General features: G+C 64.1%; 15 protein-coding genes. 4 read left to right on the top strand and 11 right to left on the bottom strand.

Annotated features, from left to right (window positions below; translation table 11 throughout):
* Positions 1 to 79 precede the first annotated feature (79 nt).
* Positions 80 to 376 (bottom strand): hypothetical protein, encoded by a 297-nt coding sequence (locus tag L2I41_RS00625; RefSeq protein ID WP_237151561.1) that lies wholly within the window; start codon positions 374 to 376, stop codon positions 80 to 82.
* A gap of 198 nt (positions 377 to 574) precedes the next feature.
* Here L2I41_RS00625 and xth point away from each other — a divergent pair, with 198 nt between their 5' ends.
* Complete coding sequence (gene xth, locus L2I41_RS00620) at positions 575 to 1,357, top strand: exodeoxyribonuclease III (RefSeq protein ID WP_237151560.1); 783 nt, start codon at positions 575 to 577, stop codon at positions 1,355 to 1,357.
* A gap of 205 nt (positions 1,358 to 1,562) precedes the next feature.
* On the opposite strand, the gene L2I41_RS00615 is transcribed toward xth, so the two are convergent.
* A complete protein-coding gene (locus tag L2I41_RS00615) occupies positions 1,563 to 2,324 on the bottom strand; it encodes a tetratricopeptide repeat protein (protein WP_237151559.1) in 762 nt (253 codons plus the stop codon).
* Positions 2,325 to 2,828: 504 nt separating this feature from the next.
* On the bottom strand, positions 2,829 to 3,893 hold the full coding sequence (locus L2I41_RS00610; RefSeq protein ID WP_237151558.1) for a hydantoinase/oxoprolinase family protein: 1,065 nt from the start codon (positions 3,891 to 3,893) through the stop codon (positions 2,829 to 2,831).
* Between the two features lie 22 nt (positions 3,894 to 3,915).
* Between L2I41_RS00610 and L2I41_RS00605 the strand changes: the two genes are divergently transcribed.
* Positions 3,916 to 4,614 carry a HisA/HisF-related TIM barrel protein gene (locus tag L2I41_RS00605; RefSeq protein ID WP_237151557.1) on the top strand — a complete coding sequence of 233 codons (699 nt, stop codon included), beginning with the start codon at positions 3,916 to 3,918 and terminating at the stop codon, positions 4,612 to 4,614.
* On the opposite strand, the gene L2I41_RS00600 is transcribed toward L2I41_RS00605, so the two are convergent.
* The gene (locus tag L2I41_RS00600) at positions 4,607 to 5,200 is read right to left on the bottom strand and encodes a LysE family translocator (protein ID WP_237151556.1); all 594 of its coding nucleotides are present in this window, start codon (positions 5,198 to 5,200) and stop codon (positions 4,607 to 4,609) included. The genes L2I41_RS00605 and L2I41_RS00600 overlap by 8 nt on opposite strands.
* Positions 5,201 to 5,233: 33 nt before the next feature.
* Here L2I41_RS00600 and L2I41_RS00595 point away from each other — a divergent pair, with 33 nt between their 5' ends.
* Positions 5,234 to 5,443 carry a hypothetical protein gene (locus tag L2I41_RS00595; protein ID WP_237151555.1) on the top strand — a complete coding sequence of 70 codons (210 nt, stop codon included), beginning with the start codon at positions 5,234 to 5,236 and terminating at the stop codon, positions 5,441 to 5,443.
* 45 nt (positions 5,444 to 5,488) lie between these two features.
* On the opposite strand, the gene fae is transcribed toward L2I41_RS00595, so the two are convergent.
* Together fae and L2I41_RS00585 are read right to left on the bottom strand one after the other, a co-directional pair.
* Positions 5,489 to 5,995: a formaldehyde-activating enzyme gene (fae, locus tag L2I41_RS00590; RefSeq protein WP_237151554.1), complete on the bottom strand. Its 507-nt coding sequence runs from the start codon at positions 5,993 to 5,995 to the stop codon at positions 5,489 to 5,491.
* A 269-nt stretch (positions 5,996 to 6,264) separates the two neighbouring features.
* Positions 6,265 to 7,101 carry a triphosphoribosyl-dephospho-CoA synthase gene (locus L2I41_RS00585; protein WP_237151553.1) on the bottom strand — a complete coding sequence of 279 codons (837 nt, stop codon included), beginning with the start codon at positions 7,099 to 7,101 and terminating at the stop codon, positions 6,265 to 6,267.
* Positions 7,102 to 7,303: 202 nt separating this feature from the next.
* Here L2I41_RS00585 and L2I41_RS00580 point away from each other — a divergent pair, with 202 nt between their 5' ends.
* Positions 7,304 to 7,978, top strand: coding sequence for a hypothetical protein (locus L2I41_RS00580; RefSeq protein WP_237151552.1), 675 nt, complete (start codon positions 7,304 to 7,306; stop codon positions 7,976 to 7,978).
* A 375-nt stretch (positions 7,979 to 8,353) separates the two neighbouring features.
* Here L2I41_RS00580 and L2I41_RS00575 read toward each other — a convergent pair whose 3' ends face one another.
* From L2I41_RS00575 to L2I41_RS00555, 5 genes are read right to left on the bottom strand one after another with little or no spacing between them, the layout of a single operon-like run.
* Positions 8,354 to 9,286, bottom strand: a complete 933-nt coding sequence (locus tag L2I41_RS00575; RefSeq protein WP_237151551.1) for a RimK family alpha-L-glutamate ligase — start codon at positions 9,284 to 9,286, stop codon at positions 8,354 to 8,356.
* Entirely contained in the window at positions 9,270 to 10,247 is a 978-nt protein-coding gene (gene mch / locus L2I41_RS00570; RefSeq protein WP_237151550.1) for a methenyltetrahydromethanopterin cyclohydrolase, read from the bottom strand. The genes L2I41_RS00575 and mch overlap by 17 nt, the downstream gene beginning before the upstream one ends.
* Positions 10,244 to 11,365, bottom strand: a complete 1,122-nt coding sequence (locus tag L2I41_RS00565) for an ATP-grasp domain-containing protein (protein WP_237151901.1) — start codon at positions 11,363 to 11,365, stop codon at positions 10,244 to 10,246. The genes mch and L2I41_RS00565 overlap by 4 nt, the downstream gene beginning before the upstream one ends.
* Positions 11,365 to 12,270, bottom strand: coding sequence for an NAD(P)-dependent methylenetetrahydromethanopterin dehydrogenase (locus L2I41_RS00560; protein ID WP_237151549.1), 906 nt, complete (start codon positions 12,268 to 12,270; stop codon positions 11,365 to 11,367). Before L2I41_RS00560 ends, L2I41_RS00565 begins: the two co-directional genes overlap by 1 nt.
* Before the next feature lie 23 nt (positions 12,271 to 12,293).
* Complete coding sequence (locus tag L2I41_RS00555) at positions 12,294 to 13,283, bottom strand: beta-ribofuranosylaminobenzene 5'-phosphate synthase family protein (RefSeq protein ID WP_237151548.1); 990 nt, start codon at positions 13,281 to 13,283, stop codon at positions 12,294 to 12,296.
* Positions 13,284 to 13,307 lie beyond the last annotated feature (24 nt).

Raw genomic sequence — 13,307 nt, 5'->3', positions numbered from 1 at the left:
CTGCGAGCCTCCCCCCTTGTGGAAAACACGCTCGGCGCTTCACGCCACCGGGCAGCCCGAACCACCCGGCTCAAAACCATCAGATCATGGAATTACCCGAGGTCAGCACCAGAGCCAGCATGGTGCCGAACAGCACCAGAGCCCCAAGTGCAGCCACATCGCGCACGATGGCCGCCGAGGCGATGGCCTGAGCCAGGCGCTGGGCCGGCGGCTGCGTGAAGTCGCGCACGGTGGGCAACTCGTCGCGATCCCGCCAGGCGACCACGGAAGCCCCGAATTGCACCGTACCCCCTTTGTTCCAGGGTTGCGATGCCCGCGCGCGGCGGCCACCCACGACGAACTCGAACTCCCCAACCTTCAGAACGGCGCGCACCATTGACATATCCGCCTCCATGTTCCCTTTATAAACACATCATGTTCTGTTCTTGTTCACGAGTCAAGCGGCAACTTAACCTAAATCAAATTCTTGGTGTTTTCCTTATGTTCCCTGCGGATAACCCCGGCCGGTGACCATCCGGCGAGTTGGTTTCCCTGCGGTCTCATGTATGCTCGCAAGCCTGTGAGGGAGATCTCGATGCGTATCGCCACCTGGAACATCAACGGCGTGAAGGCCCGCCTGGAAACCGCCCCGGCCTGGCTTGCCGAGAGCAGCCCCGACATCGTCTGCTTTCAGGAGATCAAGTCGGTGGACGAGGCTTTCCCGGCCGAACCCTTCGAGCGGCTCGGCTACAATGTGGTGACGCACGGACAGAAGGGGTTCAACGGCGTGGCGCTGTTGTCGAAGCTGCCCTTCGACGAGGTGACGCGCGGCCTGCCGGGCGACGACACCGACGTTCAGTCGCGCTACATCGAGGCGGTCGTCTCTACGCCGCAAGGCGCCCTGCGCGTCGCCTCCATTTACTTGCCCAACGGCAACCCCATCGACACCGATAAGTTCCCCTACAAGCTCGCCTGGATGCGCCGCCTGCGCGCCCATGCCGCCAGCCTGCTGGCGCTTGAGGAGCGCACGCTGCTCTGCGGCGACTATAACGTGATCCCCGAGCCTGAGGATTGCTTCGATCCGCGCGCCTGGATGGGCGACGCCCTCTACCAGCCGGAATCGCGCGCCGCCTGGCGCACCCTGCTCAACGACGGCTGGACGGATTGCCTGCGCGCCGTCGACGGCCGGCCTGGCCGCTATACCTTCTGGGATTACCAGGCCGGCGCGCGCCAGAAGAACTGGGGTATCCGCATCGACCATATCCTCGCCTCGCCCCAGGCTGCCGACCGGCTGCGTGGCGTCGCCATCGAGGATCATGTGCGCGACTGGGACAAGCCCTCGGACCATGTCCCTGTGGTGGGCACCTTCGACCTCTGATACCGAGCGTCATTGAAAATGACCTCGGCACCCCGCTTTCGATTGTCGCATGCCATTGAAGCGGACGAGAAATTCGAAAGACTCGCCATGACCAGATGGGTCAGCATCTTGGGCAGCTGCGGTATCGAGGCACAGCCCGAACGAAAAACGCGGCGCTCGCTTGGGCACCGCGTCATTCATCAACAGGTTATAAGCCTCTACGCCGTCACTGCCCCACGGCAGACGCCTGTTCGGTCACCGCCAGCATGTTGGCATTCGGCGAGGCATAGAGCGCGCGATTGTCCGCGAGCCACTGCTCGGCCAGCGCAATCGCCTTGCGCCGCTCATCGAGGCTTGCCAGCGAGAAGGCTTCCTCATGGGCCTGACGGATCGCCGCCTCGTCGCCGCGCGACAGGTCGGCATGCTTCAGCGCCACGGTCAGCCACATCAGGCCCAGCACCGGGTTGGGATCGATCTGGTCGCCGTTCACCAGCATCTGGCCGAGGTGATATTGGGCGTCCACCTGCCCCTTGCGGGCCGCCAGCTGGAACCAGCGCGCCGCCTGGCGCGGGTCCTGGTCGCCGCCGAGGCCTTCCAGATACATCTTGCCCAGCTGCAGCTGCGCCACCGCATCGCCGAAATAGGACGCGGCATAAGAGAAGATCTCGCGCGCCCGGTCCACATTCGGCGTCACCGCCGAGTTGGAAATGCCCTTGAGATAATAGGAGCCGATCTCGACGAAGGCGTTGGCCACGAAGGGCGCATCCGGCGACGACGGCGCATCGGTGCCGTGGCTCGCCACCAGCTGATTGAAGAATTCGAAGGCCTTGAGGTCGTCCTCGGCCACGCCGTCGCCCGAAGCAAACATGCGCCCGAGCTTCCACTGCGCCGCCGGATGGCCGCTCTGGGCCGCAGACATCAGGCCGCTCACCGCTTCCTGCTTGTCGCCGGCGTAATAGGCTCGGGTGGCCTCGCGAAGCGTCGACAAGGTCGCTTCGTCGCAACATCCGCCCGCGTCTTGCGACGACGCGGAAGGATCGAAAGCAAATACGGACTGCCCGCCCAGCGTCGAAGCCGCGAGACCTAGCGCAATCCTGCCGACAAAATAGACACGCGTGACGATCGACATTTTTACTTTCGGTGACGCCTGGACGCACAGGGTATGAAACCGCTGACCACGCAAGACGCCGCACTCCTCGACAGCTCTTCTATAGGGCACTGGTAAATTCGGCGTTTGCAAGCATCGCAACGCGACGCCCACTTACGAGACCTTTTCTCCAGCACCGTATCAATGGCAGTAAGGTCAGGTTTGTTTATGGCTGAATAGCGGCAAATTATGCCTAACGTATCCTTGCCTCGCGAGATTGGCCTTGCTGTTGCGGAATCGTCACAGAAACTCCGCCAAGAGCCCCGAACGTTAAGGATTTCTGCTTAAAATTAACCTTCAATATCAAAAACTTACCGAATATTAACCAAGATCGTCCACCAATGATTAAGGTTGGGAGTTTTTCCCCAGCTGCCGCAGCAGCGCCACCGACACCGCCGGTGCCGCAATCGAGGCGCGGCGCCATAATCCCTCATCAGCGCTGGACGACAGGGGAATCAGAGCACTCCAGTCCGTGAGCGCCCGCCCGGCCCGCCGCGCGACCTCGGCAACCACAGCCGAACCGGTGCCGCAGGCCACCACCGGAGCGTCGGCGGCCAGTCCCGCCACCGACAGAACCAGCCCGAGCCCATCGCTCGCCGCCCGTATCTGCGCCTCAGAGAACCAGCCGGCCAGCAGTCGCACCTCTTCCTGGCTGAGATCGCCCACGTCGCGCCCCACCATGCGCAGCAGCCGGCGCACGTCGTTGACGCCGCCCTTGTCCTTGCCGTCCGCCGTCGGATGCTGGTCGTCCTCGGGACCGATCAGTCCCAGGATGCGGTTGACGTCGCCGATATTGGCGAACCACTCGGCCATCACCCCAGCCCAGGCGCCGCGCACCGGAGCCCGGCTCGCCAGCGCCATCAGCGGCGTCCGCGTCGCGCCTGTGTAGACAAGCTCGCCCGCCGCCATGCGCTCGCTGTCCGTCTGCCCGCGCGCGCCGACGCGACCGCCCTTGAACGGCACGATATCCGTGGTCGTACTGCCCATGTCGATCAGCACGCCCTCGCCGAGCGCCTGCGCTGCCCAGGCCGCCGTCGCGTGCCAGTTCACCGAGGCCACCGCGTCCACCAGGCCCGCGGCCGCCGGTGCGGACACGAAGCCCGCGCCGCTCGCATAGATCTCCGCGTCCGGATGCCGCGCCGCCACTGCCGCCGCCAGCCCGGCGACGCCCGCTGCCCGGCTGTCGAAATAATCGACCAGCTCGCCCGTCATGGTCACTGCATGCCGGCCTTCGCGCCCCACCACAGCCTCGGCCGCCGCGAAGGCTGCGTCCAGTTCATGCATCCCCTTCCACAGCGGACAGGGCACTTGCACCACCTCGACGATCACGCCCCCGCGCGCTCTTGCCGCTTTGAGATGTGCGCCGCCGATATCCCAACCCACCACATCCTGGTCTATAGAAGCACTCACTCACACCTCCCCGAGGGACATCATGCGCCTCATCCCGGTCCTCGACATCAAGAACGGTCTGGTCGTGCGCGCCCGGCGCGGCGACCGCCGGAGCTATGCCCCCATCCATACACCGCTCAGTGCCGATTCCTCACCGCTCAATGTCGCCCGCGGCCTCGCGTCGCTGGCACCCTTTCCGGTTCTCTACATCGCCGATCTCGACGCCATCGAAGGCCGCCCGGCCAACGACGCCACCGTCGACGCTCTCGCCGCCGCCTTCCCGGACATCGACCTCTGGATCGACAACGGCCTGCCTGCCCCCACCGACGCCGCCGCCTGGGCGCAAAGCCACCGGGCTCGCCCCGTTCTCGGCAGCGAATCCCTAACCGGCGACGACCTGCAGCCCTGCACCGATCTCACCCCGCTCTCGCTGGATTTCCGTGGCGACAGCTTCGTCGGGCCGCCCGCCCTCCTCGCCCGCCCCGATCTCTGGCCGCGCGAGGTCATCGTCATGACGCTCGCCCGCGTCGGCATGGACGCCGGCCCGGATTTCGACCGCCTCACGGCGATCCAGGCGCACGCCGGACCGGATCGCCGCGTCTACGCCGCCGGCGGCCTGCGCCATGCCGCCGATCTCGACACCCTCGCGGCCATGGGCATCGCCGGCATCCTCGTCGCCTCCGCCCTGCACGACGGCCGCCTGAGCGCGGACGACATCGCCCGCCACCTTGACCTTACCTGAGGACCGGCCAGAGGCTCGCCAGCAGCAGCGCCGCCATGGTCAGATTGAACAGCTTGAGCCGACGCGGGTCTGCCAGCCAATCGCGCAGCAACGCTCCGAAGGCCGCCCAGATCGACACGGCCGGAAAGCCGACACCGGCAAACACCGCGACCAGCAGCCCCGTCACCAGCAGGTTGGGGCTCGGCCCGGCATAGGCAGTGATGGCCGAGATCACCATCACCCAGGCCTTCGGATTGACCCATTGGAACGCGGCGGCCTGCCAGAAGCTCATCGGCCGCCCCGCCCCTTCGCCCTGCCCAAGGCTGCGCGAGGACGCTATGCTCCAGGCGATCCACACGAGATAGGCCCCGCCAATCACCTTGAGCAGCGTGTGCAGCACAGGCACCAGTTCGAACAGAGCGCCGAGGCCGAAAGCCATCGCGGCCACCAAGGCGGCAAAACCGAGTTCGATGCCGCAGATATGCGGAATGGTCCGGCGAAAGCCGAAGTTCACTCCGGACGCCAGCAGCATCATGTTGTTGGGACCAGGCGTCACCGATGAGACGAAAGCGAAAACGATCAGAGCCGAGAGGACTTCGATGGACATGGCACATCCGATGAGAGAGATACAAGGTCAATAATGCTGACCTATCTCATCCACGTCCAATCAATAGATTTGACCTGCTCATGCCAGCCATTGATGCAAGGGCGGTTCCTGCCCCTCGCGACAAACGAAAAAGCGGGCGACTTGCGTCGCCCGCTGATCCTCTTTCAGGCAATGCCGGCGCCACCCGAAGGCAGCGCCATGGCATCAGCCGAAGAACTTGGCCAACAACCGCTGGAGCAGTGACCGCGGCATCGCCGGAGCAGAAGCCTGCCCAGGGTTGTCCCGGATCTACGCACCGAACGGGTGCTTGGCGCTGTCCTTCTGCGCGGTCACTTCAGCAGCGGTCGGCTTGCCTTCCACGGCGCGCTTGATCGACAGCTTGGTGGCCTCGTAGTTGTACTGCTGGATCTTGGCGTCGTCAGCCGCTTCCCAGTGAATGAACACGCCAACCATCACGAAGACGTCGTCGGCTTCAGCGGCCGGAATGGTGCCATCGGCAACGCAATCCTGAACGGCCTTGGCAACGCCATACTGGGCCGGTCCGAACATCTGGACAGCCTGGCGGGCGTCCTTGATGGTGACCTTGTTGAACATGCAGGTGTTGGGCTTGCACGGCAGGTTCGGCGCGATGACCGCGAGCAGCGACGTGAAGCCATCCTTGTTGTTCGTCAGGCTGTTGCAGAAGGCGGTCTCGACAGCCGAGCCGCGCGGTCCGATCAGCAGATCGATATGAGCAACTTCGTTGCCGTCGCCGACCAGAGCCTCGCCAACCATAACCTTGTTAATCTTTGCCATAGGTCCAACCTCCCAAAAAAATAAACCCGAACGCGTGACGGCCGTCTTATCCGCCACTCCCCCCGTTCTTCCTTGTTTTCAGCGTTTGGAAGCGCCAAACCGGTTTGCCGGACACGAGGACTGCCCGAGCAGCCGCGGCTGCTCAAAGTCTGAAATCTTGAACCTTCGATCGCCAACCAAGTCCTGCAACGCGGTCGACGAAGGCTCTAGACGGATTGGGAGCCTAATGCGGGCAGATGAAGCGAGCAAGACATTCCACTTACGTATTTTCATAAGTCCCCGACCAGCCTGGCCAGGAATTCCGTCGCCACCGTCAGGTCCGCAGACGTCCCCGGATTGACGCCACGCCCTTTCAACTCCTGATCGAAGGCCAGCAGTCGAGGCAAATCGCCCGCCGTGACAATCGCCCCAAATTCCGCAAATTTCCGGCGAATTTCCTCCGCAAGCCCAGCACCATATTTGCGTTCGATATGCGTATCCGGCAATCTTGACGCGAAATTCACATAGACCGAAGCGGTCGCAAAAGCCGGGTCGGCACCTCTTTCACGCGCCGTCAGAAGCGTCGAAAAGCCGATTTCGAACACGTCTTCGAAGGTCGTGACGTATTGTCGCGCAATGCGGTCGCGCTCCCTGGCAAGGCCCATCACGTCGATCAGGGGCAGCGAAGCTCCCCCCGAAACGTCCTCTTCGGCCGCCCCTCCGAGGCCCGCCGGCGACGCCCGGCGGATCGCGGCGAACACATCCTGCGAATCGTCCACCGTCGTCGCGGCCAGTACTTTGCCGAGCTCATCTCTCAGGCGATCCACGCTCGCCGCCCCCACCCGTTCGGCCGCCAACGCCAGGGGTGCGGCCAGCAGGAGGATGCCGAGATTGGTATTGGTCCCCACCGCCTCCCAGGTCGCCTGCATGCCCCCAAGCACTCGCGTCCCGACGCTCGCCCCCCGCGCCGCCACAAACGGCGCCGCGGCCGCCGCACTGCGCTCAAAATCCGCCACGCGCATGCGGTGCCCATCGGCAAACACATGCACATTACCCGGCTTGGGCGCCGCCAGTTCAGCCCGACAGGCCGCCTCGAAGGCTTTGGAGATACGGGGATCAAAGGACACAGGAGAGACTTTCGTGAATCAGGCAGACGAGTTGACGCCGAGCATCTTGCCATAGGTATCTGCCTCGGTGACCTGTTACCATGGCATCAGCAAGGTGCAATGACCTGACGAAAGTTCCAACAATCTTGCAGTCCGACCCCGTTCGCATTTTCTTGCCGACGTAATAGTTTGGCCGGGACGTTCCACTCAAGGCATTGCCACAATGACTGAAGACGCCTGCGACACCCTCTTTGTCTTTCAGGCTTTCGACGCCGACACAGAAACCGTCAGCGCCGAATGGCGTGTCCGCATCGGCGATATGGATCAGCTCAAGTCGATACTGGCACCGGAAAGCGATGGCGACCCTGACCTTGCGCGTCGATATTCTGATCTATCGGCAAATGATATGCTGCAGATCGGCAAGCTTTGCCTTCCTCCCATCGTACCTGACCCAATTTTCACCGGGCTCTGCCGGCCGTCCGAAGCCTTCGATAAAGTACCGTATTTGATCCATACGAACCTGGAACTGCCACTCATGCTGGAAGGCCGCAAGCCCTTGGCCGTGTTTGAGGATGGCTACCCATCCGATTGGCTCGAAGAGTTGCTCGCTCCATTCAACCGCTTCGTGGCTTCAGGCCAGATACTCCGCCGGATCATCGAAGTCCCTATGCCTCATCTCAAGCAGCACCGCCCTGACCTTGAAGGCATGAGAACTGTGTTCTTCGCGCTTCCAGGAGAAGAATGGCGCGTCGATGCGTACATAGACCAGATCATCCACCGCACGCGTGATTGGGATGATGATCTGGAGCGCCTTCAAGGCTCATTGCTAGGCTATGAAGACTGGCAAAATGACTGGTGGCTCGAGCAGCGCGTGAAAAGCCGGAGCACCCAGAGCTGATAGCGGCCTTCGCCGGATGGCGGCCTACCGGATATCGAAGTTCATCACCAGGGTCGCCCCCCTGTCTCCCGCAAGGAGAGAGAGCGCCGATCGCCTCCCCCAAATCCTCAACTCCCGTTTGGAAAACTGCGCTGGCGACTGACCTTCAAGGCTCTGAACGGAACCTCCAACAGGCCCTCTCCCCCCTTGCGGGGGAGAGGGGGAGAGAGGGGTAAACCACCGAAAACCAGGGGCTTTGGCAGATCCGCCCCAGGCGCCCCTCCGGAAGACGAGAGGTCACCCCGCGACTTGGTCAGCCCCTCATCGATCACACAAAAAACAAAACCGGCAAAGTCCCAGACAACCGCCTCGCCTCGCGGCAGCCACGAGCAAACCTCACCCCCTGCCCGTCCCCTCCACCGCCAGCGCCGGCACGGTCTCGCGCAGCCAGTCACCCACCAACACGTCCGCCACGTCGCAGGGCGCCACTTTCTGCAGGCCCGTCCAGGCTGGCATGGAGTTCACCTCCAGCACCTCGAATGCGCCCTCGCTGTTGACGATCAGGTCGACGCCGGCGAAGGCAGCCCCCACCGCCGCCGCAGCCGCCAGCGCCAGACGCTCCACCTCGGCCGTCACCGCCAGCGCTTCCGGCCGCCCGCCCTGGTGCACGTTGGTGATCCAGGTGCCCGACGCGCGGATCATGCCCGCCACCACGCGCCCCGCCGACACGAACACCCGGAAGTCACGGAACAGGCCGTCGCGCGGCGCGATGTAGCGTTGGAGATAATAGGCGCCGTGCACGGCTTCCGGCTCCGGCAGATCCTCCAGCCGGGCGATGCGCACGATGCCCTTGCCCTGGCTGCCGAACAGCGGCTTCACCACCACCTCATGGCCCGCCGCACACTCGCGCACCACGAAGTCGCGCGCCCGCTCGGTGTTTTCGGTCGCCAGCGTCAGCGGCGTCGGAATGCCCCGGCGCACCAGCGCCGCCGTCGTCGCCGCCTTGTCGACGCAGCGTTCGATCGCCCGCGGCGGGTTCCACACCGGTATCCCCCGCGCCTCCAGCTCGTGCAGCACGCCGAGCCGCAGCGTGATCGCCTCGAAGGACCCGGCGGCGATGCCGCGCACCATCACGGTGGCAGGCAGCCGCCCGTCCAGACCGGGAATGGCGAGGCCCGAGGCCAGCGCGCTGTCAAAGGCCACGTCGCGCAGCGATGCGACAACGGGCTTCAGGCCGCGCCGGGTAAGCGCGGCCTTCAGTTTTCTCAGGTGCCAATCCGCCTGATCGGTGAAGATCAGCAGCGGCGCGGTGTCATTTGAATGAGGCATTGACGAGATCGGGGGCGATTGAACCTGCGCGGAAGCTACGCCCGCTTTCCACCGCTGTCACCACCACTTCCGCCGGCGAGAACAGCGCCCCGTCGATGGCGTAGAAATCGCCGTTGAACGTCTTGAACACCTCGCCGAAGGGCGCGCCATAGTCGCGCGAGTTCGAGCTCGGCAGATCCTTGGCCAGTTGCTCGGCCTCGTCGTCCGGGCCGCTCACATAGAGATGTACCTTGCCGCCATAGATGATCGCGTCATTGGTGCGCCCCATGGCCGATACGAAATCCGGGATCGGCGGCGACAGCGGTGCCAGGCCGATCCCGTCGATGATCCGTTCCAGCGGGAAATGCAGCGTATGCACCTTGTGCAGTGCCACCTCCAGCACGCGGCCCACCACCTGCGTGGCGCCAGCAAGGCTTTGTGTCGGCGCGTAGATGAAGGTCAGCTTGTTCGGCGCGACGCCCGTGGCGTCCAGCACCTTGCGCACCACGCTTTCGGGCGGCGGGGCGGCCGCTTCCAGCACCAGCGTGATGGTCTCCGACGCATCCTTGTATCCGAGCTCGCCATAGAGCTCCTCCACGGCGGCCGTCGCCCTGCCAGGGCCGGAGCCGAGCGCAAACCAGTTGGGATCATCCTCGCCGCCGGCCAGCGCCCAGCCGGCATATTGCGAGCCGAGGCAGGCCGTCACCGGATCGGCCGAGCCCACCTGGATCGAATAGGGCCAATCGCCGAGCTCAGGCAGCGACGGCACGATCGACACCTGGCCGAGACCGCCGAGGCAGATCTCCGTGAGCCGGCGCCCCACCTCGAGGCCGCCGCGCACCGTCGCGCCAGCGTCCACCAGCCGGCAACCAAGCGGGCCGCTCGACACCCTGAGCCGCAACGCCGTGGCGTCCGCCACCAGTGCTTCCACCAGCGGCTCCACCTGTCTGCCGACGCTCGGCCTGTCTGTGCTGACGCTCATTCCATTCCCCCTGCAATCGTCTTCAGCCACCGGGCTCGCTCGTCGAGCAACCGCCGACACTCGGCCGCCGTCGGCGCTTCGGCAACCACCGTCGCCACCGGCGCCCCGGCCTCGATGCTCGACCCAAACTTCGGGCGATCCCTCACCCACTCCGGCCAGTCGTCCACGGTTATGACGCGAACGGATGCATTTGCAAAAACCACCTGGCTCGCGCGAATTGTCGCATCACCTGCACCAATTACCACCGGCTTGTCTTGGAAGGCCGCGACATGGGCCGCGAACAAGGGCACCTCGAAATGGTCGAGCACGTCGATCGAGGCGCCGATCCGCGGATTTATCTCCGTCAGCCACCATTCTCCGTCGCCCACCATCAGGTCGAGCGTGAACAGTCCCCTGAGGCCGAAGCGGCGGGCGAGACCCTTAGCCGCACCGGCAACCTCTGCGGCAGTTCGCTCTGCAAGCGCGACCGGTCCGAGCACCCCGGCGAAGCGGAACGGCATCTCGGGTGTCGGGTCCGGCCACTGTTCGCTGAAGGCGATGACGACCGCGCTATCCCCGCTCCCGAGGCAGAGAGCGGCCATTTGACATCCCGCGACATATCTCTGGGCATATGCGTCATGTTCTATGGGCCCGTGCGACCTAACTGTGACGTGCACGCCGCCCGTTCCGCCGACCTTCTTGACCACCCAGCACCCCGCATCCGGCACCTCGCGAGCGACCTCGGGAAAGGGCACACCAAGCTCCCGGCAGGCCTCACTCAGCACCTCGGGCGCCTTGACGGCCTGCACCGCCGCGCCAGTCATGCTGAAAAGCGGGTAGCTTTTCGCTATTATATCAATCACTTCCGGGCGATCTTCAAAGCCGGACCCAAGAACCACGCCGGCAAGCGGCCCCCGCCGGGCGGCAACCGCCTCGATCAGCGGCAGCAACCGGTCAGCCCTAAACCCTTCGCCCCAGTCCCCCTCATAACGAACCGCCTCAAGGGCCAGCGCCTGAGTGTCGTCGTCTGCAAAAAAGTCAATGGTAACAATATCTTGCCCTGCCCTTCGCCCCGCAGCCGCCAGGGCGCGGGCCGACTGGGCAACCACCAGAACCGGCCTGTCCCCCAAGCCCTCCATCACGCGCCATCGGCGATGAATTTGCGAGCTTCTTCAAAGGCATGGCGGAAATCGAGTGCCAGCGGACGGTCGGTTTCCAGCATCCGCCGGAACAACCGGTTCTGCGCCTGATACTTGACATTGCCAATCGCCAGGGCTCCGAGAGCCACCGCATTCTTGGACCCAGGTATCCCCGCTCCATTGGCAAAAACATCTACCCCGGCAATCCCGGCCGGCGGCACCGCATTCACATCGGCGGCTACCAGCAACGTCGGAATGGCGCGAATCTGCGCTTCCGTGAGGATCTGCACCCCCGCAGGCCCGGCCGAAAAGATCACTTCCGCGCCCTCGGCCGCCTGGAAGTTCATGTCCGCCGACGAACCATCCGCCGGTACGACATCCACGCCGAAGCGGCGCTTCATATCCTCGGAAATGGCGGAAACGCGCTTCAATCCGTCATAGCCGGTGATGGTCACGGACGCACCCTGCAGCGCCGAAATCACCGCTGCCGAATAGGCAACCACGCCGGTGCCCCCATAGATGACAACCTTCTTGCCCTTGAGATCGCTGGCGAATTTGTCACTCAGCAGCTTCTCTGCCGAAGCCACCATGCCTGCCGCTGTGGTGAAAGACCCGGCCGGATCGGCAAACACATTGATTTCGAACGGCGGCACGAAGCTGTCCACCATGGTCTTCAGCATATCCAGCGACGCCCCGGCATTCTTGCCGGCAATGAAAAACCCGGTCCGGACAGCATCGGCCGGCGAACGCGAGAAAATCGCGTCCTGCACAAGTCCACGCACTTCATCCGGCGTAACATTTGTATAAGTTGCAATGACATCATAGCCAGCATCGGCGGCCATGTTCACGTCAAACGGGCTCATATGCTTGAGCGGCGTGATCATGTGCAATATCGACTTGGACATTCTACGTCTCCAACGCGGCAAGATCAGGGATTCACGATCACCGTTGCTCCCCGGTTTCTGCCGCGCGCCGTGATGAATCTCAACCCTTCGGCACTGTGACAGTTGCGCACAAGGCGCTCTCGAAGCGCCTCGGCCTCAGCCTCCGAGCCAACCAGCGCAAAGCCGGTCGGCCCCCACGAACTCTGCCCGACACCCGCCGCCCCGGACGAAAAAGCCTCGGCAAGACAATCGGATACCCTGGCGCTCGCAAATCGCCTGCCACCCTGTGCCGGCGCAAAATGATCGCCCAGACGCGCCTGGATCTCGGTCAAGGCCGCTCCGACGGAGCTGATATCAGCCTCCACCAAACCAGGCAGCAGCTGCATCATCACCAGACGGCAGAGATGGGCGGTTTCGGCATCGGGCATCTGCGGCAAACGCCGGAAGGCCTCGGCCTCCTCCGGCCCATGCACACCCTCCATGTTCGGATCGATGATCAACAGCAACCGCCAATCCTCGGGAAAGGGATGCCGTGCAATCACCGGCGGCACTTCTCCCTTGGGCCCTCGGCCGCCATCGACCACGAAGCCGCCATCGAGAAAGCTCGCCACTCCGATTCCCGAGCGTGCACCTCGCTCTAGACGCGAGCCAACCTTGCGCAAATCAATGGCTTTTCCACTCAACCGACTAAGCGCCTCGGCCAGTGCCAAGGCAATCTGCGTCCCCGATCCGAAGCCCGCATGCGCCGGCATCACCTCGTTGACGACAATCGCGTAATCGCCGCCGAACCCGAACATCTCCGCGCAGTTGCGGGCATAACGGAGCGCTCGATCGGCCTCCGGCCCGCTGGCTGTCATGCTGGCGGCGCGGCGTACTTCCACATCGACCGCCGGTGCATCAATGGCGAGCCCGATGGAGCCGAAGCGGCGCCCCAGGCTGCCGTTCATGTCGATCAGGCCGAGATGGAGCCTGGCCGGGGCATGGATTCGGATCGCCTCGATTGCCCGGGTTTCAGCCAAACCGTTGCCGTCCATCTGCCCACGCTGCTCCCACGCCAC

The organism is Oryzibacter oryziterrae (assembly GCF_021864535.1).
Taxonomy (GTDB): Bacteria; Pseudomonadota; Alphaproteobacteria; order Rhizobiales; family Pleomorphomonadaceae; genus Pleomorphomonas; species Pleomorphomonas oryziterrae.
The sequence above is the reverse complement of the archived record's forward strand: the minus strand, read 5'-3'. Positions and strand labels throughout refer to the sequence as shown.

Excerpts from the sequence above, each read along its gene's own strand:
- L2I41_RS00625 (WP_237151561.1), bottom strand. The coding sequence starts at position 376 with ATGGTGCGCGCCGTTCTGAAGGTTGGGGAGTTCGAGTTCGTCGTGGGT.
- xth (WP_237151560.1), top strand. The coding sequence starts at position 575 with ATGCGTATCGCCACCTGGAACATCAACGGCGTGAAGGCCCGCCTGGAA.
- L2I41_RS00605 (WP_237151557.1), top strand. The coding sequence starts at position 3,916 with ATGCGCCTCATCCCGGTCCTCGACATCAAGAACGGTCTGGTCGTGCGC.
- L2I41_RS00600 (WP_237151556.1), bottom strand. The coding sequence starts at position 5,200 with ATGTCCATCGAAGTCCTCTCGGCTCTGATCGTTTTCGCTTTCGTCTCA.
- L2I41_RS00595 (WP_237151555.1), top strand. The coding sequence starts at position 5,234 with ATGCTGACCTATCTCATCCACGTCCAATCAATAGATTTGACCTGCTCA.
- fae (WP_237151554.1), bottom strand. The coding sequence starts at position 5,995 with ATGGCAAAGATTAACAAGGTTATGGTTGGCGAGGCTCTGGTCGGCGAC.
- L2I41_RS00580 (WP_237151552.1), top strand. The coding sequence starts at position 7,304 with ATGACTGAAGACGCCTGCGACACCCTCTTTGTCTTTCAGGCTTTCGAC.
- L2I41_RS00575 (WP_237151551.1), bottom strand. The coding sequence starts at position 9,286 with ATGCCTCATTCAAATGACACCGCGCCGCTGCTGATCTTCACCGATCAG.
- mch (WP_237151550.1), bottom strand. The coding sequence starts at position 10,247 with ATGAGCGTCAGCACAGACAGGCCGAGCGTCGGCAGACAGGTGGAGCCG.
- L2I41_RS00565 (WP_237151901.1), bottom strand. The coding sequence starts at position 11,365 with ATGGAGGGCTTGGGGGACAGGCCGGTTCTGGTGGTTGCCCAGTCGGCC.
- L2I41_RS00560 (WP_237151549.1), bottom strand. The coding sequence starts at position 12,270 with ATGTCCAAGTCGATATTGCACATGATCACGCCGCTCAAGCATATGAGC.
- L2I41_RS00555 (WP_237151548.1), bottom strand. The coding sequence starts at position 13,283 with ATGGACGGCAACGGTTTGGCTGAAACCCGGGCAATCGAGGCGATCCGA.